19 protein-coding genes are annotated in these 25,915 nt (G+C 54.3%); 4 read left to right on the plus strand and 15 right to left on the minus strand.

The window, feature by feature from the left end:
• Nucleotides 1–6: 6 nt before the first annotated feature.
• From HUU10_13115 to HUU10_13140, 6 genes are all read right to left on the minus strand, one after another.
• Nucleotides 7–2,436, minus strand: coding sequence for a hypothetical protein (locus HUU10_13115; GenBank protein NUQ82547.1), 2,430 nt, complete (start codon nucleotides 2,434–2,436; stop codon nucleotides 7–9).
• Nucleotides 2,437–2,445: 9 nt separating this feature from the next.
• Complete coding sequence (locus HUU10_13120) at nucleotides 2,446–4,941, minus strand: TonB-dependent receptor (GenBank protein ID NUQ82548.1); 2,496 nt, start codon at nucleotides 4,939–4,941, stop codon at nucleotides 2,446–2,448.
• A complete protein-coding gene (locus HUU10_13125; GenBank protein NUQ82549.1) occupies nucleotides 4,938–5,801 on the minus strand; it encodes a MurR/RpiR family transcriptional regulator in 864 nt (287 codons plus the stop codon). The genes HUU10_13120 and HUU10_13125 overlap by 4 nt, the downstream gene beginning before the upstream one ends.
• 140 nt (nucleotides 5,802–5,941) lie before the next feature.
• A complete protein-coding gene (locus tag HUU10_13130) occupies nucleotides 5,942–7,666 on the minus strand; it encodes a T9SS type A sorting domain-containing protein (protein NUQ82550.1) in 1,725 nt (574 codons plus the stop codon).
• 23 nt (nucleotides 7,667–7,689) lie between these two features.
• Complete coding sequence (yfcC, locus tag HUU10_13135) at nucleotides 7,690–9,087, minus strand: putative basic amino acid antiporter YfcC (GenBank protein ID NUQ82551.1); 1,398 nt, start codon at nucleotides 9,085–9,087, stop codon at nucleotides 7,690–7,692.
• A 3-nt stretch (nucleotides 9,088–9,090) separates the two neighbouring features.
• A complete protein-coding gene (locus HUU10_13140; protein ID NUQ82552.1) occupies nucleotides 9,091–9,900 on the minus strand; it encodes a cyanophycinase in 810 nt (269 codons plus the stop codon).
• A gap of 350 nt (nucleotides 9,901–10,250) precedes the next feature.
• Between HUU10_13140 and HUU10_13145 the strand changes: the two genes are divergently transcribed.
• Complete coding sequence (locus HUU10_13145) at nucleotides 10,251–11,105, plus strand: isoaspartyl peptidase/L-asparaginase (protein ID NUQ82553.1); 855 nt, start codon at nucleotides 10,251–10,253, stop codon at nucleotides 11,103–11,105.
• A 9-nt stretch (nucleotides 11,106–11,114) separates the two neighbouring features.
• On the opposite strand, the gene HUU10_13150 is transcribed toward HUU10_13145, so the two are convergent.
• Entirely contained in the window at nucleotides 11,115–11,606 is a 492-nt protein-coding gene (locus HUU10_13150; protein NUQ82554.1) for a TlpA family protein disulfide reductase, read from the minus strand.
• 134 nt (nucleotides 11,607–11,740) lie between these two features.
• Entirely contained in the window at nucleotides 11,741–12,658 is a 918-nt protein-coding gene (locus HUU10_13155; protein NUQ82555.1) for a CPBP family intramembrane metalloprotease, read from the minus strand.
• Nucleotides 12,659–12,729: 71 nt separating this feature from the next.
• Between HUU10_13155 and HUU10_13160 the strand changes: the two genes are divergently transcribed.
• Nucleotides 12,730–13,524: a M48 family metalloprotease gene (locus HUU10_13160; protein NUQ82556.1), complete on the plus strand. Its 795-nt coding sequence runs from the start codon at nucleotides 12,730–12,732 to the stop codon at nucleotides 13,522–13,524.
• Nucleotides 13,521–14,099 carry a DNA-3-methyladenine glycosylase I gene (locus HUU10_13165; GenBank protein ID NUQ82557.1) on the plus strand — a complete coding sequence of 193 codons (579 nt, stop codon included), beginning with the start codon at nucleotides 13,521–13,523 and terminating at the stop codon, nucleotides 14,097–14,099. Before HUU10_13160 ends, HUU10_13165 begins: the two co-directional genes overlap by 4 nt.
• A 63-nt stretch (nucleotides 14,100–14,162) precedes the next feature.
• Here HUU10_13165 and HUU10_13170 read toward each other — a convergent pair whose 3' ends face one another.
• From HUU10_13170 to HUU10_13180, 3 genes are all read right to left on the minus strand, one after another.
• The gene (locus HUU10_13170; GenBank protein NUQ82558.1) at nucleotides 14,163–14,927 is read right to left on the minus strand and encodes a hypothetical protein; all 765 of its coding nucleotides are present in this window, start codon (nucleotides 14,925–14,927) and stop codon (nucleotides 14,163–14,165) included.
• Nucleotides 14,928–14,990: 63 nt separating this feature from the next.
• Nucleotides 14,991–16,190, minus strand: a complete 1,200-nt coding sequence (gene amt, locus HUU10_13175) for an ammonium transporter (GenBank protein NUQ82559.1) — start codon at nucleotides 16,188–16,190, stop codon at nucleotides 14,991–14,993.
• Nucleotides 16,191–16,341: 151 nt separating this feature from the next.
• Nucleotides 16,342–16,680: a P-II family nitrogen regulator gene (locus tag HUU10_13180; GenBank protein NUQ82560.1), complete on the minus strand. Its 339-nt coding sequence runs from the start codon at nucleotides 16,678–16,680 to the stop codon at nucleotides 16,342–16,344.
• A gap of 238 nt (nucleotides 16,681–16,918) precedes the next feature.
• Between HUU10_13180 and HUU10_13185 the strand changes: the two genes are divergently transcribed.
• Complete coding sequence (locus HUU10_13185; GenBank protein ID NUQ82561.1) at nucleotides 16,919–17,926, plus strand: NAD(P)-dependent alcohol dehydrogenase; 1,008 nt, start codon at nucleotides 16,919–16,921, stop codon at nucleotides 17,924–17,926.
• 2 nt (nucleotides 17,927–17,928) lie between these two features.
• Here HUU10_13185 and HUU10_13190 read toward each other — a convergent pair whose 3' ends face one another.
• The 4 genes from HUU10_13190 to trkA are packed head-to-tail and all read right to left on the minus strand — an operon-like array spanning nucleotide 17,929 to nucleotide 25,912.
• Entirely contained in the window at nucleotides 17,929–18,705 is a 777-nt protein-coding gene (locus tag HUU10_13190; GenBank protein ID NUQ82562.1) for a mechanosensitive ion channel family protein, read from the minus strand.
• Complete coding sequence (locus HUU10_13195) at nucleotides 18,702–23,099, minus strand: hypothetical protein (GenBank protein ID NUQ82563.1); 4,398 nt, start codon at nucleotides 23,097–23,099, stop codon at nucleotides 18,702–18,704. The genes HUU10_13190 and HUU10_13195 overlap by 4 nt, the downstream gene beginning before the upstream one ends.
• 3 nt (nucleotides 23,100–23,102) lie before the next feature.
• A complete protein-coding gene (locus HUU10_13200; GenBank protein NUQ82564.1) occupies nucleotides 23,103–24,548 on the minus strand; it encodes a TrkH family potassium uptake protein in 1,446 nt (481 codons plus the stop codon).
• The gene (gene trkA / locus HUU10_13205) at nucleotides 24,545–25,912 is read right to left on the minus strand and encodes a Trk system potassium transporter TrkA (GenBank protein NUQ82565.1); all 1,368 of its coding nucleotides are present in this window, start codon (nucleotides 25,910–25,912) and stop codon (nucleotides 24,545–24,547) included. Before trkA ends, HUU10_13200 begins: the two co-directional genes overlap by 4 nt.
• Nucleotides 25,913–25,915: the final 3 nt, after the last annotated feature.

Below are 25,915 nucleotides of genomic sequence, written 5' to 3' on the forward strand. Positions count from 1 at the left end.
GGTACCTCACTTAATCACTGCAAATTTTCCAACGATTTCGCCCACCCGTGTCCTGACCTGATACAGATAAATACCAGGTGCAATTTCCCTTCTCGACTCATTCTGCAGGTTCCAGCTGTAGGTGCTGGTACCCGAGTCATGATGAAGGGTGGTCACCCGCGTTCCATCGAGGGTGAAAATGTGGATGGTCGCCTCACCGGGCAGATTGACAAACCGGATCGCCCGGAAGGGTTCCGAGTACAGGGTTTTGTCATAGGCGGGTTCGAACAGATTCGAAATGACATAGGGATTGGGCACCACCCGGATGGATTTCAACGCTGCCCGAAGATTTCCCTCATCGGTCGAGGCGGCCCCAACTGTAAAAATCCACTGTTCATTCACCTGGGTTCCGCCGGAAAAGAGGAGCTGATTCCCATCACTGGTAATCAGGGTCCGTGCGGGAACAATCAGGGTGGTGGGGAGAACCGTCACCGGGCCCGATGTCACCGTTACGGCCGGACCCACTCGCAAACGATCGCCGGTTTTCCCGGCCACCGGCAGTTGCAGACTGAAAATACCTGCCAAAGTCACTGGTTGGCCGGGTGTGTAATTCTTCACATCCAGTGAAGACACCTTCCCGGACCGGAGAGTCAGTTCATTGCTGCCGGTCCATTCCACCACAAAGGCAGAATCCGCTAAAAAGGCAGCCTGGTTATCCACCGAAATCAACGGAGTTCCCGCATAGGTTCCGGCTGTCCATTTATAACCTGCCGTGATTACCACCGTGTAGTCGGCCGGCGCTGAAAGTGGTTTGCTGGTCGGGGTTACCAACAGGGATTGGGACGACCCGGTGGTTTGATTAAATGAAGCCAGAGAACCGGAGACCTGGCCGGCCGGCGGTGCCTGTGGAGTCAAAACCACCTGTTGTTTGTCTGAAGCGGGATCGGTTCCGCGTGAACTTTCGAGAACATCCTCACCATCCACCGCCAGATCGGGATCGGTATCAAACGCTGTCAGCGCATAATGATACCAGAATCCGTTAGAAACATTGGTGTCGGTGAACCGGTAAGGGATGCCAGAATCGGGACCGATGCCATCCACCCGGTCGAAGGTACCGAGAACCGACCAGGTTTTTCCCAGATCGACCGACCGGTAAAGTTTATAACCCTGGAAATCATACCGTCCGGTGTTCCGGTCGGGAACCGATTCGGTTTCATCGGTCCATAAAAGGGTGTTCTTTCCGTCTCCGGCAAATCCGCTCAGTGCGGGAACATCGGGAGGCAGCGGCGTATTGAAATTTTTCGCCGCCAGGGACCGGGCATAGGCTGCCGATGTCAGCAGCTGCGCACGGGTTCTTCCGCCGATGAGGGCATACGTCAGTTCGATGCTCTCGCCCGGGGCGAGGGTGTACGGTCCGGTTCCCATGATGGCAGTGATATCGAGTCCTGTGGAAGGAATGGTCGTTTCATCATCCATCCGGATGGAAGAGGCATCGGGCGCCAGATGGAAATAGCGGGAACCATCTGCCGAATTATACAAAACCGGCGAACTGCTCAGGACATTGAAAATCATCTGGTCATCATCAAAGAAGTCATCGTACAGCAGGTAATGCCAGTCGGTCAGTCCGGTTTTCCCCTCGTTGGTTGGAGTGGTGGAAATGACCGACAATCCGACAAAGGAAGTGGTGGAATCTCTGGTTTCAATGCTTTTTCCGTCATCGAAGAAGAAGAGCGTCTGGGTCTGGTGATCCACGTTGATGATGTCGTCTGCGTATTCGGGATCGCCATCGGGCAGGTTACCCACATCCACATCGATGTAATGCCCGACCCAGACACTGTCATAAACAGCGTTGGACCGGTTGGTGATGCGGAATTTAAAGTAAATGATATCCTGATATTTCTCGGCGGAAAAGGCGTAGTTGGTCTGTTCCACTTTCAGGTTGTGAACGGGATTGTTCGAGGAGTCGCCGTAGACCATGTACAGGTCCTGATTGGAGACAAACAGCGGATTTCCCTGCTGATCGCGAACCGGCCACCCGGTTGTTTTCGGCCAGGTGAACGGCAGCGATGAATTGGCGATCCGCACCGAATCCCGGTTGTGGTAACCGGTTTCCGGAAGGAAGTTCAATCCGGTCCGGCTGAAGATGGAGTTAATGGCCTGTGGTTTGGCACCGTTTTTCCCCGGCATCCCGATGATCAGACCCCAATCCTGAATGTAACGGGTTCCGCTGCCGATGGGATATTCGGCCCGGGGTCCAAGGGCAGGTGATGCATAAAAGCGCGCATAATTGGTGATGGTGTGACCAAAGTTTCCGGCATTGATTACGCCAATGGCCCGGTCTGCAACGGTTTGCTGCGCTTCGGTGGCGGTTACTCTGGGTGCGAGCGACCGGATCCGGTCCTGTGCATGAACGGCAGTGGCCAGCAAAATGAAAAAGATAAAAAGAGTATTTCTCATGGGATTTCCTTAAAACGTCACCGACAGCCCAAGCCGGACCAGCCGGGGAGCCGCATAGTTAGAGGGATCTTTCATCAGGGCCGGATCCAGATTGCCCACAAAGGTTTCATCGGGATCGCCGGTATCGGGATAGACGTACAGGACGTTTTTCCGGTTGGTCAGGTTGGTGATTTCTGCGAACAGTTCTACCCGGAACGGATCCAGGTCTATGTACTTGGAAACCACCGCATCCAGTTGCCAGGTGGCCGGCATCCGGGCTGAATTTTTTGCAACCAGTCCGCCATCCCGTTTCTGCGGGGTGTATGGGTAACCGCTTCCGCCACGGAAAACCAGTGTGGTCCGCCAGTCATTCAGGGGCTGGACTCCACCCCAGTCTGGTCCGGCCACATCGGGCGGAACCCAGGTCATGGTGGCATTGAACACATGCGGTTTGTCGAAATCGAGGTAGTAGATCTGCTGGGTTTTATACGGATCGCGGGATTCTGATACACTCGAGCTGCTTCCCCGGGCTACAGAGTACGTATAGGTGGCTGACCCGGAAAGGTTCATTACCGGCTTCATATCCAGTTTCAGTTCCACACCTTTAACATTGGCCCAGGCCTCATTAATGGTCAGATTATAGGCCGAGGACTGACCGGGAAAGGTTCCCATCTGGTAGAAACGGGATCCGAGCAGACCGGTGATATCCTTGTAGTAACCCGTCACCGATGCGACCAGAAAATCACTCACCTGATGAACCACCCCAACCTCATAAGCCGTTGTGCGCTGGGCATCCAGTTCCGGATCGGTGAAGACCAGATTCCGCATGCCCAGGTTGTAGGACACATTTTCGAAGAAGTACCGGTACTCGGGGTTCTGAATAAACCGCCCGTAGGCAAACCGCAGCACCGTCTGATCGGATACCGGATGTGCAATGGCCACACGTGGTGAAAGTTGATACTTTGGTTTGCCTTCCTTACCGGTTGAGGCATTGAAGGGCTGACTGCGCAGGAAAGATTGGGAATCGAAATAGTCGAACCGGAGCCCCAGATTGATAATCAGATAATCATACTCAATTTTATCCTGAACATAGGCCGAGTATTCCTGCGGATATTTCAGGTAGGTGTTGGTTTCCGGATCGGTCTTACTGGACCAGTAGGTGTAATCGTAGTCAATGCGGTGGAACCGGGCCTCAGCTCCAGCCTTGATTTCATTGGTTGGCGTGATCTGCCAGAACACATCACCGCGCAGATTGGTGGTCTGCAGCTGATTCGATTCCTCCTCGAGGGAATTGGCGCGTTCATAAAACGTCTGACCGCTGCTGGGGAAGAAATTTCCCTGCGTGAGAATGTCATCGTCCGGCAAATCGGGTCCGCGGTTGTAATCCCGGGTAAACAGACTGGCCCTGATTTCATAGAACAAGGTCGGACTGAGGGTATGGGTCAGACTCCCCACATACTGTAAACTGGAAGATTCGGTTTGCTGGTACCGTTCCGGAATCAGAAAATACAGGTGATTGTAACCCTTGTACCGTTCATCCGACCAGCGGGCCGACCAGTTGGTTTTAAGGGTGGTAGCTGGTTTCCAGGTCAGTTTTCCCAGAACGTTCCGGTTTTTATCCCAGCCGAAGGGCAGGTACGATCCGTTGTTTTCCACCGTTCCGGTGAGGTAGTAGGTTAACTGACCGGGTATGATGGGACCGCCGGTGAAAACACTCACGTAATTCTGATGCTGATCGGAAAAATCATCAACACCAAACTCCGAGGTCTTCACTTCGAACCCGCCGGTGAATTTTTCCGACCCTTCCCGTGTCACAATATTGACCACGCCGCTCATGGCATTGCCGAACTCGGCATTAAAAGTTCCGGTCATGAAGTTCAGTTCTTCAATGGCATCGTTGCTCACATTGGTGGCATTGCCTCCGATGGAAGGATCGACCACGTAAACACCATCGACCAGATAGGCCACTTCATTTCCCCGACCGCCCCTGACGTGAAGGGTGCGGCCGCTGCCGATTACTCCCGCCTGAAGCTGAAGCACATCGTAAAAATTCTGAACCGGCAATTCTTCAATGGAGGAGGCGCTCACCACGCTTTGGGTTCCGGTCACATCTTTCTGCACCAGCGGGCGGGAAGCTTCCACCACGATTCCTTCCACCTCGACTCCCACGTCCTCCATGGAAATATCCAGGCGGGTGGTCTGATCCACGCTGACTCTGACCTGACGGATGATCAGATCGCGGTAACCCACGTAGGAAGCACGAACTGTATAAACACCGGGGGCCAGATTCAGGATGGTGTAATTTCCGTTTTCATTGGTGGCAGCTCCCAGAGCCAATCCTTCCACGATGATGTTGACCCCAATCAGCGCTTCGCCGGTGGTCCGGTCGGTGGCTTTTCCGGCGATTTTCCCGGTGGTACCCGCCAGAAGACCTCCCGGCAGGGCAGACACCAGAATCAGAAGAAATCCGGTCAGCCTCAGCTGACGCCGCAAGAAGGAAACGAAAGACTGATCAGATCGGTTCATGGGTGATCCTTTTCAAAAAACAAACCCGAACGGGTCATGGCATCGTTGGTGTTTTGCAGATGTTTCAGAGCCTGCTGTTTATTCCGGATGGCAATCTCGGTGGCAAACGCATTGATGATTACCAGACAGGATGCAATGGAATTGGTGTAGATAAGATTGTCACTTTTCACCGGCAACACGTAATCGGCATATTCCGTAACCGGTGCGGTCATTTTATTGGTGATGGCCACCACCCTGATTTTCCGCTTGCTGGCTTCAGAGGCAAGAACGATGGTTTCTGAGCTGTAGGGCGGAAAGGAAAACAGGATCAGCAGATCATCGGGCGTGACCTGATGCAGCTGCTCGGCAAAGGACTGAAAGTCATGGCGAAGGGAAAACGATCGGACCGAAACCTGTGATAAGGTGTAGGACAGAATGTCACTGAGCAGATGCGAAATACCCAATCCCGCGGCAAACACCGTGCGGGCCGTCAGAATGGCATCAATCACCACGCGCACCGACTCCGGATTGAGACTGTTGATGGTTTCATTGATGTTATCCACATCCTGCTTGGCCACCATGAACAGCGAATCGAAATGGTTGTCACCGCGAAGCGGCAACCGGGCCAGATAGTCGAATTCCGAATTGACGGCGGCACTGAGTTTTTCCCGGAAATCGATAAATCCCTGAAAGCCCAGTTCCTGTGCAAACCGGACCACCGTGGCTTTGCTGGCTCCGCAGCGGTCGCCGATATCGGTCACCGACAGAAACGCTGCTTCCCGCATGTTGTTCAGCAGGTAATCGGCCACCTTTTTCTGGTTGGTCGTCAGGCTGGGATACGCCCCGGCGATCAGTTGCTTGAAATCTCCCGATTCCACCATTCCACACACTCCTGTTTCGGTTCCTGCCCGGAACCTGCCCTGACCAACCGGTCCGGCTAGTCACATCCGGCTGCCAACAGACAACCGGATGTGTGCAACCATCGCTCTCGGTCAAAGCAGTCCGTTCTGACCGGACTGTTTTATTTATTCAATATCATGACACGGGTCTGTACCGCCGAACCCAGTTGCAGACGAACCAGATAGATTCCACTGGAAAGACCCGTGGCATCAAAGGACGGGGCATAAGAACCGGCAGGCTGGATGGCATTCACCAGCGTGGTCACAGTCTGACCCAGCAGGTTATAAACCGTCATGGTGACCTGACCAGCCTGATCGAGGCGGTAAGGAATCACGGTAACCGGGTTAAACGGATTCGGGTAGTTCTGGCCGAGAACAAAACCATCAGCCGCCTGTTTTTCATCGGACACACTGGTTCCCACCTGCAGCGGGGTGATGTCAAAATTATCGAACCGGAAGGTGTAACCCGGGTCATCATAGAACAGGACCTTGAAATCGGTCAGGTTGGTCAGTGCTGGAGCGGCCACATCGACTTCATCAGCCGCAAGGGTGTTACCAATCCAGACATCGTGCTTGTCATTGCCAACTGTGTTTGAACTGCCATCGGGTCCGCGGTAGGTCACGGTCTCTCCGGTGTTGTTCAGCACCCAGCGGACCGTTTGCTTGCCGCTGAAGAAGGCCGTTTTCACACCAGCGGTTCCGGCTGTGTACGCCCAGATTCCAAATTCACCATTTACGTCGGATACATTCACACCAAGCCGGGCATACCGGTTGGCAGAGGGCGGATTGTTCAGATCATTGATGAAACCATTGCCCAGCGACAACAGAAACGTTTTATCCATGGCACCGGTGTTGCCCGAAACAGTCAGATCAAAGGAAAAGACAAAAGCATCGGTCATCGGCACGTCTGTGCTTCGGGTGAACCCGGCAAAACTGGAAACGAACTGATCGCGGGCAACCACGAGTTCACCATTGTCAATGGAAAGAGTGGTTCCGGCGCCTTCTGTGGCAATGGAATCGAACAATCCGGGGCCTGCACCCACCGACCAGTAGGCATCCACATCGGCTGATCCGCTGAAAGATTGCGAAAAGACAGGCGGAACCGGAGGCAGGTTGGTGAAGGTCAGGTTATCAAACCGGAAGGTATAACCCGGATCATCATAAAACAGCACCTTGAAATCACTGATGCCGGTCAGGCCAGGGGCCGCCACATCGACTTCATCGGCAGCAAGGGTATTGCCGATCCAGACATCATGCTTATCAGAGGCCAGTGTATAAGTGCCTCCATCAGGTCCGAGATAGGTCAGCGTGGTGGCCGAGTTGTTCAGCACCCAGCGGACGGTTTGTTTTCCGGTGAAGAAAGCCGTTTTTACCCCTGCGGTTCCTGCCGTGTAGGCCCAGATTCCGAACTCACCATTCACATCAGACACATTTACTCCGAGTCGGGCATAACGGTTGGCAGAAGGCGGATTGTTCAGATCATTGATAAATCCATTTCCAAGCGAAATCAGAAAGGTTTTATCCATGGCCCCGGTGTTTCCTGAAACCGTCAGGTCGAAGCTGAACATGAAGGTTTCGGTCAGGGCAATGTCGGTGGACCGGGAAAAGGCCGCAAAATTCGACACGAACTGATCACGGGCAACCATCAACTCGCCGCCATCGATGCTGATGGCAGTTCCGCTGCCTTCCGAGGCAATGGTATCCAGCTGATTGGGTCCGGCCGGAGTGGCCCAGTAGGCACTAACATCAGCTGACTGGTTAAAATCCAGCTTAAAGGGCGTTTGAGCCAGCGCGGTGGTACCGGTCAGCAGCAGGACCGATACGATTGGCAGATAACGAGACGTCATGAGGGTTCCTTTCAGATTAAGAATTAAAACGGGCCGTAGAAGAAGAAAAAGATGGGCGGAACCAACAGCAGAATCGCCGCCAGGTAAAACCAGATCATCAGCGGGGCAATCCATTTCAGCCAGACGTTGAAGGGAATCTTTGCAATGGAGAGAATACCCATGGTCACACCGCTGGTCGGCAGAATCATCGAATTAAGTCCGTCGCCAAACTGGAAAATCAGCACCGTGGTCTGCCGGGTGATACCAAGCAGATCACCCAGCGGCGCCATGATCGGAATGGTCAGTGCCGCCTGACCGGAACCCGACGGAACCAGAAAGTGAATCACATACTGGACTGCGAACATCACATTGGCCGAAACGAAGGGATGAAAGTCACCCACCAGACCTGTCACCGAGTTCAGCATGGTATCGATGATTTTTCCATCCTGAGCCACAATCAGCACTGCTTTCGAAAGGGCGATTACCAGTCCGGCAGTCATCATATCGCGGGCACCGTCCTTGAACGCCGAGACCGACTCATCCACCGGCATCCGATAAACAAGTGCAGAAAGGAGTCCGAGCGCCAGAAACAAACCGGCGATTTCATTGATGTACCATTCATACTGAATCACCCCGCCGATCAGGGCCACCAGCGTGAGGGCGAGCAGCCAGAGAATCAGTTTCCGGCGGAAGGTCAGGTCGGTGCGTGAGGCGGCTTCCTTGTCGAAAAGCCGGGTTTTATCCAACTCGTACACCGGGGATTTTTCTGGATTTTTTTCAATCCGCCGGGCATAGGCCATCACAAACCAGATGGCGATGGCCGTGATCACTGCCCATACCACCAGCCGGTATTCCCATCCGGAAAAGAGCGGCAGTTCGGCAATTCCCTGCGCAACCCCGATGGTGAACGGATTCAGGACCGCGCCCGCAAATCCGGCTCCGGCTCCCACAAAGGGAATCGACACGCCCACCAGGGAATCGTACCCGAGTGACAACGCCAGCGGAATGGTGATAAGAATAAAGACCAGGTTTTCTTCAGACATGCCAAACGTGGCCCCACCCACCGAGAAAATGAGCATGACCACCGGCAGGATCCAGTTTTTATAGGCCGGGTGCCGTTTTGAAAAATCCAGAATGCTTTCCAGGCCGGCCGTGATGGCACCGGTCCGGGTAACAATGGAAAAGGCTCCGCCGATCAGGAAAACAAAGGCGATGATCTGTGCCGCCTTGATAAATCCCTTGATGGGGGCCGTCAGAAAAGCTCCCAGTCCCTGCGGGGCTGGCTCCACCTCCTGATAGGATCCCGGAACCACCACGGTTATTCCGTTCTTCTCCACTTTCGAAAATTCACCGGCCGGCAACAGCCAGGTCAGCACGATAAACAGAATCAGAATGGAAAGCAGGATCAGGATCGTATCGGGAAACCGGTTGGTCTGTGTCATGGTTTACTCAATGGGAAAAATTTCACCGGGGACCAGCACACTCATGGCAATGTTGCGCCCACCGATGAGTGATCGTTTATCCGAAAAAAGTTTTGTATTCAGCCGAAGCAGAACCACCTGAGATTCTCCAATCACGGTGGCCTGGTTTTTCCGGACGAGGATGGCGGTGGATTCATCGATCCCGACACCCAGCTGACCCGGATTTTCGAGGACGGCTGTGACCAACCGGTTCATGCGTTTCCTTTTAAGGAAATGCTGATCAATAATGGTGGATTTCAGGAGTCCGAGACCTCTGGCGGTTTCTATGTTATCCTTTTCAATGGTCCTGAAAGAATCCTCATCGGCGTTCGGGTAGCGGAGTTCCCGGCCGGTTATCATAATACGGCTCATCACAGCAGCCCCTGCGCTGGTTCCGGCAATCATGCCTCCCCGCTGGTAACAGTCCATGATGGCTTTTTCTGCAGGGGTTCCGCCCACTGCCGACATAAACCGGTTCTGATCGCCACCCGTGATAAAAATGAGTGCGGCTTTCCTGAGCGAATCCAACTGGGTGGACCGCAGACTATCGCCTGATGAAAAGAAAAAGGTCGTCAGGGATTTGGCCCCGCCTTCAGTCAGGGATCTGGCCGCATAGAAAGCCGAGGTATCGGGTTCTTCACTCGACTGAGGCAGAATAATTCCATACCCGCTTTTATCCAGACCGGACTCGCTCACCAGTTTCTTCATCATCATGGGCGGGCGCTTTCCTCCCCCGATGATAAACAGACTTCCCTGAGCCAGAACATCCAGCGTGAATCCCAGAAGAATCGCCATCAACAGTAACCGGTTCATTCAATCAACTCCCCTCGTTTGAAACAATGATGTGAAAAAATACATCCGGAATCAAGACCGTGTTGTAATAATATTCTCATCTATTGGACCATTTTAAGGTTTATGTTCAATAATTTCAATCAGTTAAGAAAGATCACTCTCGCTTACTTTTTTAGGATAATGTGCCGGCAACCGGTAAATACTTAGCCAAAATCCCCATCCTCTTCAATAGTAGAAGGGCTTCCATTTTTGTGTCACCACCAAATCTGCTCCGATTTGAAAGACAAAGTTGGTGTTTTGGTTACGCTTGTCTATATTCATGAGAAATTATTTTCAATGTCCATGGAGTCCGTATGACCAAGCCGGCCCTGATTATTCACGGGGGATTTTTCACCGAACATCAGACTGACCCGCTGATGAAGGCACAAAAACAGCAGGCGCTTCTGCGCATTGTACGCGAGGGTTGGGAGTATCTGCAGACACACACGGCGTTCGAAACCGTGGTGTTTTGTTCAATTCTGCTCGAGGATGATCCGCTGTTCAATGCCGGAACCGGCAGCCAGATTCAGAGCGATGGGGTCACCCGGATGAGTGCCGCTGTCTGTGACGGAACCACCGGCCGGTTTTCGGGTGTGATCAATATAGAGAACGTGAAAAACCCCATCCTGATTGCGTCGCGTCTTCAGCAGGAAGAAGACCGGGTGCTGGGCGGGGAAGGTGCGCTGAAATACGCCCGTGAACACGGATTCGACTACTACAATCCGCAAACCGATCACCGGATCAGGGAATACGAGGAGAAACGGCGCAGTCTGATCAATACGGGAACCATTGGCTGTGTGGCGCTCGACTTCGGCGGGGCACTGGCGGCAGCCACTTCCACCGGTGGAAAGGGTTTTGAGCTGGTGGGCCGTGTCAGTGATTCGGCCACAGTAGCCGGTAACTACGCCAATTCCTGGTGCGGTGTTTCCTGTACCGGCGTGGGAGAGGACATCATCAACGGTGCCATGGCAGCCAAAATCGTCACACGGGTGACCGATGGGATGACCCTGGGCGAAGCACTGAGGAAAACCTTCGATGAGATTAAACCCTTTGACGGATTTGCCGGAGTCATTGCCATCGACAGTTACGGCAACATCGGGCACCAGGACTCACACCCCAGCATGGTCTATGCCTGGAAAAACCGGTTGGGAGAATCGGTTTTCGACTGACAAAGGCGGTCAGTCAGTGGTTTTAACCGGTGCCCTGAGTGCCTTGGCAAGAGTGGGTATCAGGTTCAGTCCGCGCAGATCGGTGTGATACGCCGCCACGGTTCCATCCGGAGCAATCAGAACCGGCCGTGGAATCGTGGAAATGTCCAAATCATAGACCAGTTGTGAATCGGATCCCAGAAACAGATGATTCCAGTTCATCGGGTGGATCCGTTTCCTGAAAGCCTCCACATCACCGGGGCTGTCATCCAGAGAGACACTGATCACCACCAGCGAATCCCCGAACTGTTCAATGGCCCGGCCGATGAGTGGCAGTTCCTCCACACAGGGCCCGCACCAGGTCGCCCAGAAATCGAGAAGAATCCAGCGTCCTTTGAAGGAGTCATACGCCACGGTATCGCCGGTTGCAGTCACCACAGCAGGAAAGCTGACCGATGGGAAGGCCTTCCCTGTCTGAATGGGTTGGGAAAAGGCGGTACAGGCCCACAGCGGCCACACCATCAGAATCAGAAACTGTCTCACCAGTTGTACTCCCAATTTTTAAATACAGCGTGCATCACGTAAAAAAATTATTACTAACCAAATCAAAACATCGGGCAATCCCACCCGGTTCCGGTATGTTAAACCGAGCCTTCTTAAGTTACCCGCTCCGGCAGGGATTTCCATTTCCCGTTGCGGATGGCACGAACCAGCACCCACACACCGGAACCCGTGGCAAGCACAATGGCCACCACACTGGCTTCAAAGCCAAAGACCCCGCCTGTCATCCATTGGCTTCCCTGCATGGTGACATCGAGTAAGCCGGTTTGTGTATCGCTTGATCCGCTGATGACCGATCCGTAGACAGGTCCCTGAAAGAAATTCCATGACCAATGGATTCCGATCACCATCCAGAGGCGGCGGGTGAGCATGTAAACAGCTCCCAGCAGAATGCCCGCTTCCAGAATAATGGCCACCGCCCCGATGACTGTTGCCTGTTCATTTCCCAGATGAACCAGACCAAAGAGGATGGCCGACACCACCAGGGCGGCTGCCGAGCCCCACCATTGCTCGATGATATCAAACATGCCTGCCCGGAACAGCGATTCTTCCACCACCGATACCCCCAGAAAAAACACCAGGTTGGTCAGCAGGAAGGCGGCCACCGTGGTAGTTCCCAGATCCGTCAGACCGCTGATGGTATAATGCCCGGTCAGCCAGAGTACCAGCGCCACGGCCGATAAAAGAAGCATGCCGGCGGCAAACCCGATGGCGGTATCCTGCGCCCAGCGGGTGAATCCGAACGGTGTGTCCTTCCAGGGACGGCGGCCAATCAGACCCGACAGCACCCAGACCGCCACCACCGCATCCACCACCGATGGCAGGAAGGTCATCAGGTGATACAACGCGCCTTCCGACCAGGTTGGCCATCCGGTTAAAGCCAGCAATGACGCCAGCCCGGTCTGCAGAGCCACAAAGATGGCGAGGAACAAAACCAGCAATCCGATCGGGTAAAGAATGAGTTTCCAGAATGGGACCGGTCCGAAGGGACCAGAAAAGGAGGATGTCAGCATGGGTAGTCCGATGGAAGTAAAGAAAAGATTCCGTTATTTTTGGCGGTTAAAAATAAGAAGGGGTAACCGGGATGAAAAAACAACTGATCTTTCTTTCGCTGATGATTGTGACCGGTGCCGGTTGTTCATCGGTGAAAAACGCCAACATGTATTCGGTGGAAGACGATAAAAAGCTGGGACAGCGCATCGAACAGCAAATCGCCGATAAACCGGGCGAGTATCCGGTTCTGCCCGAATCTCAGTATCCGGCAGCCTATCAGCATCTGCGCCGGATCACCTCGACCATTCTGAATGGGGGCGCGGTGAAGCATAAAAACGATTTTGAATGGAAGGTTCAGATCATCCGCGATGACAACACCCTGAATGCCTTCTGCACGCCCGGCGGCTATATCTATGTGTACACCGGCATCATCAAATACCTGGAGAGCGAGGACCAGCTGGCCGGTGTGATGGGACATGAAATTGCCCATGCTGACAACCGGCATTCCACCGAGCAAATGACCAAGGCTCAGGGGGCGAATATTCTGATCGTTCTCGGCTCCTGGTTAATCGGCCGCGATATTTCGGGTATCGCGAATCCGCTTGCTTCCCTGACCCTGCTTAAATATGGCCGCGATGACGAAACCGAAGCCGATGTGTTCTCGGTGAAATATCTCTACCCCACCGAGTATGATGCCCGGGGAGCCGCCCGTTTCTTTGAAAAAATGGTGAAAGCCGGCAACCGGGGAGGACCCGAGTTCCTGTCCACGCACCCCGATCCGGGTAACCGGGTGGCCAAAATCACCGACGAATGGACGAAAATGGGTTCCAAGGCCGGCGGAACCTTTTCTGATCGGTACAACGACTTTAAACGGAGCCTTCCCTGACCGCCCGCTGCCCCTGGCCCGGCCAGGATGACCGGATGCTGGCGTACCATGATCAGGAATGGGGTGTTCCCATTCATGACGACCGGCAATGGTTCGAAAAACTGGTGCTTGATACCGCCCAGGCTGGTCTGAGCTGGAAAACAATTCTTCATAAGCGGGAAGGCTACCGGGAGGCCTTCCACCTGTTCGATGTGGAACGGGTGGCCGCCATGACCGATGACGATGTGGAAGACCTGATGCAAAACCCAGGAATCGTGCGCAACCGCATGAAGATCCGGTCCACCATCAGCAATGCGAAGGCATTTATGGCAGTACAGAAGGAGTTTGGTAGTTTTGACCAGTACATCTGGTCTTTCACCGGCGGAAAGCGGGTGGTGAATCAGTTCAGAGAGCTGAAGGACTTCCCTGCCCGGACCGATCTGTCTGACCGTATCAGCAAGGATTTAAAAAAGCGGGGATTTTCATTTGTGGGATCCACCGTGGTGTACGCCTTTATTCAGGCAGGTGGCATTGTGGATGACCACACGGTCACCTGTTTCAGAAAAGCCGATCTGGCGAGCGGGTTTCCTGTATAAAAAAAGACAGGCAGGGTTGCCCCTGCCTGTCGACCCAAAAACCCTAACAATCGGCGGAGCCGATTAGAAGGATTTGTAAATTCCAATTCCTGCAACAAAGAATGACTCGTCAGCGCCAGCAAAAGCGGAAGGATTGTAGATAAAACCGACTGAAGGAGTAATTGATACCTCCATGAAGCTCAAAGGCAGAGCAACTTTCGGAAAAATGTTACAAACCCCGAGGTCTCCGTCTTTGGTATAAGACTCATTTCCAAGACCAAAAACCAGACTAGTTGAAAGTGTATAGTCGTCGGTGAGCTTTATATCATAACCACCAGCTGCTTCAATATACATAGCATCTTCATAAGCGACATTGGCATCGCTTGCTGCCACGTTTTTAAAGAACTTCAAAGAAGGGGAAAAAAGAACTGTTGGAAACTTTACCCCAAGATTCACTTCTGAGACATTTCCAACAAATTCTTCTGGTTTTGATGTAACGTCATCACCAAAGGGTGCTCCGACATTAGACACATAGTTTATAAACCCTGCAGAAAGCGTAATATCTTCAGTTACTGCAAGGGTATAATACAATGTGTAGTCTATTTCAGTTGTCAGGCCGGATCCATCGACGGCTTCGCCATGACCAGAGAACCAAATATTCGCACCCAATCCAATGGGTGACAGATAATCAACGGATGGTTGAACAGCAACCGCACCTAACTTTCCACCACGCCATACATACATATTGGCAGCATCAACACCGACAGTTACTCCAAGCTGAGCATGAGCAACGGGTGCGGCAATCAGAAATAAAAAGGCTGCTAAAAGCAGAGATTTAACAGATTTCATTGGTTTGATCTTCCTTTTAAAGGTGGCCCCGGCTCATCGCCGGGACCGGGTTTTGGTTTTGGGTTATTTGTTTTCGTTTGCAAAGTCAGGGTACGCTTCCATGCCGTGCTCACCGATATCGAGACCTTCGAATTCTTCGTCAGCCGATACCCGCAGACCCATGGTCACTTTAATCAGGTAGAAGGCAATCAGACTCAAAGTGAACGTAAAGGCTCCAACCGCTGCAATACCAATCAGCTGGCTGACCACCTGACCCGTTCCGGCCAGATCACCGAACAGACCAACGGCAAGCGTTCCCCATACACCATTAACCAGGTGAACGGAAAGGGCTCCAACCGGATCATCGAGTTTCAGTTTGTCGAATATGATGACAGCATACACTGCCAGAACCCCGCCAATGGCCCCGATCAGAATGGAGGACATGGGCAACATTTTATCAGCACCGGCGGTAATGGCAACCAGACCAGCAAGAATACCGTTCAGGGTCATGGAAAGATCCGGCTTTTTAAACATGAACCATGAAACAATCATGGCCGCAAATCCGCCAGCTGCAGCAGCAATGGTGGTGGTCATCAGCGTGCGAGATACGGCACCCGGATCGGCCGAAAGAACCGAACCGCCATTGAATCCGAACCAGCCCAGCCAAAGAACAAACACGCCAATGGTGGCCAAAGGCATGGAGTGACCAGGAATCGGAATGGTTTTGCCGCCGACATATTTCCCGATCCGCGGACCAAGCACAATCACACCGGCCAGCGCAGCCCATCCCCCGATGGAGTGAACGATGGTGGATCCGGCAAAATCATAGAACGGAATTTCCATGGTGTTCAGCCAGCCATTGCCCCATTTCCAGAAACCGGCGATCGGATAGATCACACCCAGAATGAAAAAGGTGAAAACGATATAAGAGGAGAGTTTAATCCGCTCGGCTACTGCACCCGACACGATGGTAGCTGCAGTGGCAGCAAACATTACCTGGAACAGAAAGTCAGTCCAGTAGGTATATCCCGGGTTGTAGGCAGAAGTCAGACCTTCGGGTCCGGTTGAAAGTCCGAATCCGGCAAAGCCAAAAAATCCGCCTGCATAATCCGCTCCGGGGTACATGACATTGAATCCCCATGCAGCATACAGAATAATTCCGATCACAGGGGTGATGGTGTTTTTAAACATGATATTGGTGGTATTCTTTGCGCGGGTTAAGCCCGATTCAACGCAACCGAAACCGAGATTCATCCAGAATACCAATGCAGTTGATACCATCATCCAGAGGTTGTTTGTGGTAAACAAGACATCTGAGATAGTCGGTCCCGCTTCAACCGGCGCTGCAGCCACAGCCGCCAGTGTATCAGCAACAGCCTGAGTAACCATTGTTGAGTCCATAGAGATAATCATCCTTCTGTTTTAATATGTGTGATCAGAGTGCGGAATCGCCGGCTTCTTCAGTCCGGATCCGGATGGCATCGGCGATATCGGTCACAAAAATTTTCCCATCGCCCACCTGACCGGTCTTGGCTTTGTCCACGATGGTGCTGATGGCCTTCTCGGCCAGATCGTCGGGTACAACCACTTCGATCTTCACTTTAGGAATGAAATCGATGTTGTATTCCGATCCGCGATAGATTTCCGTATGGCCCTTCTGCCTCCCGAAGCCTTTCACCTCGGTCACGGTAATCCCCTTGATGCCCAGTTCAACCAGGCCTTCTTTTACCTCCTCCAGCTTGAACGGCCGGATGATTGCTTCCAGTTTTTTCATTGGGTCTCCTTTTGTAGATAACTGACGGAAGCAAAACTAACTCAATAATTTTTGTCAGTCAAGCGTTTTGCTTTACTTATTACTGTTTTCGGTTGTTTTTCGATGCTATTTAAAGAAAGGAACCGCTTCTCTCTTTTAAAATCACTGTTTTTATCAAATCCAATCGGGAATCTGCCCAACTGAATTGGGGTTTCAGATCGTGTATATTTTAATTCATTCACCTGATAACGAGGAGTGTATGTCCGTTCCGTCTCTCGCCGCCTTGTCTGCAAAATCCATCCTGACCCCCCACGCTACCGAGCTTCCCGATCCGGGCCCGACCCAGGTCAAAATCCGGATCCATCACTGTGGCATCTGCCACTCCGATATCCATCTGATTGATAATGACTGGGGCATGAGCCGATACCCGCTGGTTCCCGGGCATGAGATTATCGGCACCGTGATTGAAACAGGCAGCCAGGTTACCCGGCTGAAAAAGGGCATGGTGGTGGGAGTGGGCTGGCAGGCCGGAAGCTGCGGAACCTGTGAATGGTGTCAGTCGGGACAGGAGCAACTCTGCCAGCGGTCTCAGCCGACCTGCGTGGGCCGGCCGGGCGGATTTGCACACGAAACCCTCGCGGATGAACGGTTTGCCATTCCAATCCCCGATGGTCTGCCTCAGGCTGAAGCGGCTCCCCTCCTCTGCGCCGGCATCACTGTCTATTCACCTCTCAGCCGTCATGTTCCCAAACCCGCCTCGGTCGGCGTGGTGGGAATCGGGGGATTGGGTCATCTGGCGGTTCAGTTTGCCTCGGTGATGGGACACAAAGTGACCGCTCTGTCTTCCAGCGCCGATAAGGAACCACAGGCCCGCCAGCTGGGAGCCACAGCATTTATCGACACGTCGGCCTCATCGGCCATGAAGTCGGCTTACAACTCGCTCGATTACGTGCTGGTTACGGTTTCTGCACCGCTCGACTGGACCCCATACGTGAATCTGTTGCGTCCCAACGGAACGCTGTGCTTTGTGGGAGCCACCGGGGGCCCGATTTCCATCCCGACGGGCCTGTTGCTGGGCCGTCAGCGGTCGGTGACCGGAAGCAACCTGGGAAGTCCCGGGCAGATTGCCGGGATGCTCGCGCTGTCTGCACGGCATTCCATCACGGCCGTGAGCGAACGGATGCCTTTGGATCGGGTGAATGAGGCGCTGGATCGGGTACGGACGAATCAGGCCCGGTTCCGGATGGTGCTGGATATGCCGGCCTGATATCAGGCCGTCTGGCGGGTCCGGATGCCGGCATCCACCCAGTAACGGATGTCGCTTTCCAGTGCAGCGGTGTCGGCAGCCGACACACAATGCGCCTCGATGCGGAACAGGCGGAATCCTTCAGGTGAATCGGCCAGCCGGGTGATCACCGGCCGGTGACTGAGACTGCACCACGGAGAGGACAGCACACATTCGAGCAGAAACGTCTCGGGCTGATCGGGCTCTCCCGCCGGCAGCCGGACCGTCATAAGGACCCGGTTACTCATCCAGGAAGGTTCCTGCACCACCGGCTGTGCAAAACACTCCCGGTTCGGAATGCGAAGCAACCGCTGATGATCATCACGGAGCGTCAGAAACACCAGACCAGTCACAATCACCTCACCGGTGTGGGTTCCGATGGTGATCCGGTCGCCCCGCCGGATCATCCGGCTCACGTTGATCCAGATGCCCGCCATGATGTTTTTTAAGGAATCGGTCAGACCCACGAGCACCAGAACCAGGCCGGCCGCCAGAATCCACCACCAGCCATCACCTGATACGGTAAGCACCTGGGTAACCGACAGGGCCAGTGAGGCCACCCAGACCGCCGACCGGAACAGCGGCAGCCAGGTTTCAAAACCGTGCATCCGGTGTTTGCGGCCGGGCCGGATCACCAGCCAGGTAATCAGGGATGCCAGCAGATAACCGGTAAGCATCCAGCCAATCACCCAGAACCAGTCGCCCATCCGCAGACTCAGCGATAAGCCGGTGGACGGCAGGGTAATCAGATCGGTATTCATATCAGATACCCCCGTTGTTTCAGTTCGGTGTACAGGTAGCCATACATCCAGCGGTTCACCGTGAAGTTCCAGGTGCCCCGGTGAGTGGTCATGTCGAGCAGCCGGCAGTTGGCCAGAACCATCAGCCGGGCCCGGATATCCGCTTCGGGCTGATGAAACAGCCCCGCCATCCGGTCGGCCGAGATTCCGCCGTGAATGATCACCGCAGCCACCAGCTGCCATTGCAGATCGGTCAGTTCGGTAAAACCGGAATGATCGAGCGGAGCCGGATCCTTCAGCCAGACCTGCTGATCATCGAACTGATCGATGGAACGGACGAACACCAGCAAGGCCTTCAGAATGGAGGCATCGGAATAGCGGATGAGTTTTCGGAAGTACCGGTCGGTAATGAGTTTTTCGCGTCGTTCCTTATTCCAGTAGGCCCAGAAACGCAGTTTGATCTTCACCTTTTGCCAGTCGGTGATCCGGAACCGCAGACCGTACCCGCTCACGCGCTGACGGGCCAGAATGGTATGCCGGATGTCATCGGCCGTCCAGCGACCCAGATTGATTTTCACGGTGAAGAACCGGCTGATCCGGAACCGCTGCTCGAGCACCGTCCAGGCCTGTTCATTGATGCTGATGATCCAGAACAGCTGATCGGCGGTTTCGGCCATCAGATTGATGAACTGACCGGCGGCATCGAATCCACCCGGACGGCGGACCATTACTTTCTGAAAACTATCCACGATGACCGTGGTGCGGGTATCAAGCGCCCGGATCGCCAGCTTGACCTGTTCCAGTTGCCGGATGTGGTCGGGCAGACCAAAGGCCTCGGCCAGAAACCGGACAAGATCATCGGGCGATTCCAGGACGGAGGTCAGTTTTCGGCGGATGACCGGCTGACCGATTTTCTTAGCCCGGAGGGCGATGTTGATGAGCGATGTTTTTCCCGAACCCAGATCCCCGATCACGGCCACGCTTTGCGGAATGGAATCATGATGCCAGGCAGCCCAGGAGGTGGTGAGCCGGATGAGTTCATCGCGGCGGCCGATGAGCAGATCTTCGGTTTCGAGCGCATCGAAGGAAAACAACCGTCGGTAAATCAGCGGAAGGGACGCAAATTTCCGTTCGGCCTCAATGGCCTGTTGCTGCAGCCAGGATAGAGTATCGGCGTGTTTCCGGGCGGTCGGGAACCGCAAGTGCAGATCTTCGAGCATTTCACCGGCCAGCGCACCGTACCGGCGGCGCGACATGATTTCAAGACGGTGGAACCAGTACTTCGCGCCATCTTTCAGTCTGCGGAAGATATTCAGATCGGTGTAACGGAAAGCGGCCGCACCGGCCGTGGCGGCCTGATAGTCGAGCACGGAACGAACCTGAATGGCCGTCTTGAGGGATCGGGATTTTTCCACCGTTTCAGCCACCATCGCCTGATGAATCCGGTCGGTGTTCCGTTCAATGTATGCAATGAAATCATCCAGCCGTCCCATCAGCCGGTCGGCCAGCACCAACAGCTGCTCATGAAGGACCGGCGACCATACGGCCCGGTCGTTCCCGGATTTTTCGATCACCATCAGCACCGACTCGGTATTGAATCCGACAATTTTTGAAATTTCAGTCAGTTGCTGAAGACTCGTTTCCATAAACCCATCGAGCAGCCGGAATTCATCGGAAACCGCACGGACCAGCTCGGCCTCCATCACCTGTATGGCGAGGGAACGAATATCCACCGTCACCGAAATGGCCGGGGGCGGGTTCTCGCCGGCTTTCAGCACCACCTGCCGCGTATCATACACCACCTGCTGATCGGGCAGTTTCATCATCAGATCGTGGATTTTCTGGAAATAGGCGGTCTGGAACTGACTGCCTTCCTGTACCCGGACCGCCTGTTCAAGCCGCCGGATCTGCTTGTCGCAATGTACCGAAAAGGCCTCGGTATCCTCGCGCAGGGCCGCCTGGATCGCCGCGGCCGATTCACCGGCATCGGCCAGCTTTGTGTATTTGCGTTTCAGTTGCAGCAACCGTTTCCTCAGACCATCCACCGGTCCGGTAATGCGGTTTTTCGTCAACTGGCTGAATTCCTCGCTGGCCGCATCGAGAATCTGGCGCAGATTAAACTGGAAGGTGGATATTTCGAGCTCGAGCGACAGGTGATTGGCCACTGCCAATGCATAGTTGCCCCAGGTTTCATCGCTCATGGCATACCGGTCCATGGCCCGCTGCCGGTTGGCGGCCACCCGGTGAAACTGATACGACCGGCGGGAAAGCAGCAGCGTTCCATCCTGCCGGGCTCCCGCCGCCAGTTCATTCATCGTGAGATTGATGAGATGCTTCAGCGATTTTTCAACATCATCCGAATAAATTGTGATTTCATTCACCAGGAGTTGCAGGTCTTCGCTCACCGCCTGTGAGGCTGTTTTCAGAATGGTGAGAAGTGAGTCAACCGGAATGGTGTCACCAAACTGATCGGTCACTTCGAGAACCTGCTGAAAGGTCTTGTCGACCCGGTTCAGCACCTTGTTGGTTTCGCTGATGGCATACCAGGTTTCGGCATGAAAGAGGTTAACCACCTTTTCGGCCCGCTCGGTAAACCGGCCCGAGAAATGGTAACGGGCCAGATCACGGACCAGAACCGGCCGGGTGAGGGTGGTTTTTAGAATCCGGCGCTGAAACCAGGCCCCCGACCGGTACGACCACCGGATCACACGGGTTTGCAGGGAATCGCCGGGGGCCGGGTCGGTGATTTCGGGTCCGACCGGAACATTTAATATGGGTTTCAGACGCAGAATCCGCGCATCCACCTCGCGGAAGAAGGAGGGAAATAATTCCCGGAACCGGTCCTGATACAGCCGCTGATTGGCCGTTTTCAGCGCAAGATCGGAGTACCACTGATTCAGCCTCGACCGTTCCTCGCGCACCAGTGCTTTCCACTGCCCGGCTTCCACCACTCCCTGATCGCGCAATCCGGTTTTCAGCCGCATCAGCGAATCAATGGCTCCTTCCTGAAACATGAGGATGTAGTTGGTGGTATCCTCGAGCTGTTCAGACAGGCCGGCATCGCTGACTTTCTGTCCGGCCGCCCGGATATCCTCATACAATTGAGTCAGCTCGCGGGTCAGATCAGGATCGCTGAATCCAAAGGGCTTTAACGACTCGGGAGCCGGTTTTCCGGTCTGATCGGCGGATGGAACGGGAGCTTCCTTTTCTTCGGTCCGGGCACCCGGAAATACCACGCGGAACACCGGCGGAATCACCGTTCGGTTCAGGATAAAAAACACCAGAAAGCCAGTCAGCAGATCGGGTGGTATAACCGCCGCGCCAGAGACCGCCATGCCGGAAACCAGCACAAGGGTTACCGGACTGATCAGCAGGAATTCATACATGTGGTGAGCCGATACCACCCCGGCCAGATCGGGTTCGCGGTACCGGATCCACAGCCAATGGCCGGTATGAAGCAACAGGTGAACCGCCAGCAGCAACCCACCCCAGGCAAGCGATTCGAAAGTCCAGACCGGCGTGATGATAAAGAACAACAGGGTCGTCAGCGCAATATTGCCCACATTGGCCGGATAGATGATATCGTGAACGTAGGAATTTTCTCCATTGTACCGCCAGCCAAACACCAGCCCGGTGCCAATGATCATAGCCAGAATGAGCATGAAGGGGAATCCGGCCAGCAGCACCAGAAAGACCCAACCAATCACGGCAATCAGAAACACGGGCAGCAGATTTTTCGACACCCGGTTTTCGTACTTCGATAAAATCCAGCCGGTGAACAGACCGAATCCAACCGAAAGCAGTGCTTCCGGAATCATGGAGGAACCATCAGCCAGCGGGGTGAACAGCACCCAGAGTACCAGGATCAGGAGGATTCCCGGCAACCAGTTTACCATCTTGAAGGGAAGCAGCGGATTTCGGGTGCTGTAATGACTGTGAATAAGTCCATCGCTGCTGATGAGCAGCAGTGCCGGCAGAAGCGCGGCCGGCCAGGCCAGACCGGTGGTAATCAGCCAGCCCGTCAGCAGTGACACCGCCATCAGAAGCCAGAGGAATTTCAGACCGGCCACTTTCACCGGGCGTTCACTGATCTGGAAGGTGTGAATCACGCGGTAAAGAATCACCACGGCCACCGACAGACCCAGCACCAGATCAACAAAAAACAGGTTCCAGTTCAGATCATCCAGCAAGGGAACCTGACTGAGCAGCAATGCCCAGGCGATGTACCCGGTCTCACGGCCCAGCCGCAGCGCTTTGAACAGCGACCCGGCCCAGCCGGCGGAAACCAGCAGAAAGGCAATGAACAGAATGAGCTGTCCGCTTTCATCGACCAGCCCCGACATTCCCGACTGCAGAAACAGCAGGTAACCGGCCGAAAGCAGAATCAGGTTCACCAGATATTTCCAATGGTTCATGGGTTATCGTCTCCAGAAATCGGGTACCAGCAGGACCAGAACCGTCACAAATTCCAGACGGCCCAGAATCATCATCAGACTCAGACTCACCTTGGTCAGATCGGGGAGTGCTGCATAATTGTCGGTGGGACCCACCATTCCAAAACCCGGACCGATGTTGAACATACAGGCCAGCGTGGCCCCCAGCGAGGTGGCCAAATCGACTCCCATCGCCGCCATAAACAGCACATTGGCCCAGAAACTCACCAGGGCAATAAAGAAGAAGACGGCCACTGACCGGCCGGTTTCGGTGGTGATAATCTGACTGCCTGCCCGGATGACACGCACCATCTGCGGCCGGAATTCGGCGTAAAACTCCTGAATCATCAGTTTCACGGCCAGCATCACCCGCACCACCTTAACACCCCCGCCGGTGGAGCCCGCCATGCCGCCCACAATCATGAGCATGGCCAGCACCAATTGGGAAAATCCGTGCCACTTTTCATAATCTGCCGTTGCAAAACCAGTCGTGGTCATGATGCTCACCACCGTAAACAGTGAATCACGGAACGCCTTTTCCAGTCCGGACCAGGTGGTGAAAACCGTGATCGTGATGGCCAGGGTGGAAATGAGTATAAAACCGAGATACCAGTGAAATTCCGGATTGGAGAACAGCGCGTTGCGCTTCCCCTTAAATACATAGTAGAACAACCCAAAGTTGATGCCGCCAGTCAACATGATGAGGATGAGGATATACTCGGCTGCCGGATTGGCGAGCCCGTTCACCGAGTTGTTGTAGTTCCCGAATCCGCCGGTGGCAATGGCAGCAAAGGTGTGAACCGAGGAATCGAACCAATCCACGCCCACCAGCATAAGGGCTGCAATGCCGATCAGGGTGATGAGGATGTAAATCCGCCAGAGAATGGCCGAGGTTTCCCTGATCTTCGGTTTCAGTCCTTCGTTAATCGGACCGGCCACTTCGGATTGAAACAGGAACTTTCCTCCCACTCCCAATTGCGGGAAAATGGCCACGAACAGAGCGATGATTCCCAATCCGCCCAGCCAGTTCGTCATACCGCGCCACCATTTCGAGGCATGACTGACCGGATCGAGATCGGCAATTACCGAGGAACCGGTGGTGGTCAGTCCCGAAATGGTTTCGAAAAATCCATCGGTCAGCGTGGGAACGGCCCCATCGAACCGGAGACCCAGACCGCCAAACCATCCGCCGACCAGCCAGCTCAGCGTCACGATGGCGAGGGCTTCGCGACGGTAAATGGTATCGCCTGCCCCGCGGCCGGCCAGCACCATCAATCCGCCCGTCAGCAGGGTGACACCGGTGGCTGCCAGATAGGCTAGTACGGCATCGGTTTCGCCATACCACCAGCCCACAGCCACGGCCGACAGCATGGTAACCGCCAGCGAAACCAGAACCAGACCGATGATGCGGATAATGACCAGGTAGTTCATGAGCCGTAAGAAAAGAGTCGTTTTCGCGAGAGACTTTCCACATACCGCCGGTTGGCCGGTTCGGTGAAAATGATCACCTGACTGTTCGGGTAGATCACATCATCGGCCTGCGGAAAGTAGACCTTGTCCCCCGATTTGGCCGCCACAATCTGGGTGCCGCGCGGCAGGGTGAGTTCGCGGATGGTGTTCTGCGTGATGCGGCTGTTTTCGACCGCCACCATTTCGATAATTTCTGCCTTGCCGTTCTCCACAGGAACGGTGTGACTGATTTCCACCGCCCGGATGAAACGTACAATTTCCTTGGCGGCAAACATGCGCGGCGAAATGGGATAGTCGATGCCGAGTTTTTCGAAAATCTTGGCGTAATCGGGTTTGTGAACCATCGAGGCTGTGCGTTTCACGCCCAGATCGCGTGCAAGCAGACAACTGAGCAGATTGACCTCATCGTTCCGGGTGGTGGCCACAAACAGATCAGAATCGCCGATGTGCTCTTCCATGAGAAATTCCAGACGGGTGGAATCGCCGTTAAGCACGGTTACCGACTTCAACTGTCCTGATATGGATTCACAGATGTCCCGGTCGGCTTCGATGAGCGTGGTTTGCGCAAATCCCGCTTCATCCTGGCTGCGGGCCAGATACAGACCAATGTCACCGGCCCCCAGAATGGTAACCCGCGTGTTCACCGACGACCGGTCCGGACTGAAGAGTTTTTCCACGGCATTAAACTGAGTGCTGCGGCAGAACAGCAGCACCCGGTCACCAGAAATCAGCAGGTCGGTTCCGGCCGGACGGATCAGTTCATGATCGCGCACCAGACCGGCAATGACTGTATCGGGCGGCATTTTCAGATCGCGGATCAGCTTATCGGTTACGGCGGCATCGGCGGTTAATTCGAAAACCACAAACATGATCTGATTATCGGCCAGACTGGTGACAAACTGGGCCGAGGTGGTCCGGATGAAGTTTTCGGCCTGACGGGCGGCCAACAGATCGGGATTGATCACCAGATCGACCCCCATGAAGTTGTGCAGATACCCGGTCGGATTGTCGATCAGATCGCGGTGAGCGACCCGGCAGACGGTTTTTCCGACGCCGAGGTTTTTGGCCATGACGGCCGACAGCAGATTGGTGGTGTCGCTTTCGGTGACAGCGATAAACAGATCCAGAGAGGCCGGTTCCAGTTGCCCGAGGGTGTTCATGTGGGTCACATTCCCCACCAGCGTCTGGATGTCATACAACTCTTCCACCCGCTGAACCGAGGCGGCATCCTGATCGACGGCCACAATGTTGTGTCCCTGTTCCTGAAAAACCGAGATGAGATATCGGCCGACTTCACCGAGGCCGGCAACGGCAATGTTTAACATGAT

The sequence above is a fragment of the Bacteroidota bacterium genome, from assembly GCA_013360915.1.
In the GTDB taxonomy this organism is placed as follows: Bacteria; Bacteroidota; JABWAT01; order JABWAT01; family JABWAT01; genus JABWAT01.

Coding starts and splice junctions, on each gene's coding strand:
- yfcC (NUQ82551.1), bottom strand. CDS start 9,087: ATGACACAGACCAACCGGTTTCCCGATACGATCCTGATCCTGCTTTCC.
- HUU10_13115 (NUQ82547.1), bottom strand. CDS start 2,436: ATGAGAAATACTCTTTTTATCTTTTTCATTTTGCTGGCCACTGCCGTT.
- HUU10_13190 (NUQ82562.1), bottom strand. CDS start 18,705: ATGAATACCGATCTGATTACCCTGCCGTCCACCGGCTTATCGCTGAGT.
- amt (NUQ82559.1), bottom strand. CDS start 16,190: ATGATGGTATCAACTGCATTGGTATTCTGGATGAATCTCGGTTTCGGT.
- HUU10_13120 (NUQ82548.1), bottom strand. CDS start 4,941: ATGAACCGATCTGATCAGTCTTTCGTTTCCTTCTTGCGGCGTCAGCTG.
- HUU10_13140 (NUQ82552.1), bottom strand. CDS start 9,900: ATGGCGATTCTTCTGGGATTCACGCTGGATGTTCTGGCTCAGGGAAGT.
- HUU10_13150 (NUQ82554.1), bottom strand. CDS start 11,606: ATGGTGTGGCCGCTGTGGGCCTGTACCGCCTTTTCCCAACCCATTCAG.
- HUU10_13200 (NUQ82564.1), bottom strand. CDS start 24,548: ATGAACTACCTGGTCATTATCCGCATCATCGGTCTGGTTCTGGTTTCG.
- HUU10_13160 (NUQ82556.1), top strand. CDS start 12,730: ATGAAAAAACAACTGATCTTTCTTTCGCTGATGATTGTGACCGGTGCC.
- HUU10_13125 (NUQ82549.1), bottom strand. CDS start 5,801: ATGGTGGAATCGGGAGATTTCAAGCAACTGATCGCCGGGGCGTATCCC.
- HUU10_13195 (NUQ82563.1), bottom strand. CDS start 23,099: ATGAACCATTGGAAATATCTGGTGAACCTGATTCTGCTTTCGGCCGGT.
- HUU10_13180 (NUQ82560.1), bottom strand. CDS start 16,680: ATGAAAAAACTGGAAGCAATCATCCGGCCGTTCAAGCTGGAGGAGGTA.
- HUU10_13170 (NUQ82558.1), bottom strand. CDS start 14,927: ATGAAATCTGTTAAATCTCTGCTTTTAGCAGCCTTTTTATTTCTGATT.
- trkA (NUQ82565.1), bottom strand. CDS start 25,912: ATGTTAAACATTGCCGTTGCCGGCCTCGGTGAAGTCGGCCGATATCTC.
- HUU10_13145 (NUQ82553.1), top strand. CDS start 10,251: ATGACCAAGCCGGCCCTGATTATTCACGGGGGATTTTTCACCGAACAT.
- HUU10_13155 (NUQ82555.1), bottom strand. CDS start 12,658: ATGCTGACATCCTCCTTTTCTGGTCCCTTCGGACCGGTCCCATTCTGG.
- HUU10_13130 (NUQ82550.1), bottom strand. CDS start 7,666: ATGACGTCTCGTTATCTGCCAATCGTATCGGTCCTGCTGCTGACCGGT.
- HUU10_13185 (NUQ82561.1), top strand. CDS start 16,919: ATGTCCGTTCCGTCTCTCGCCGCCTTGTCTGCAAAATCCATCCTGACC.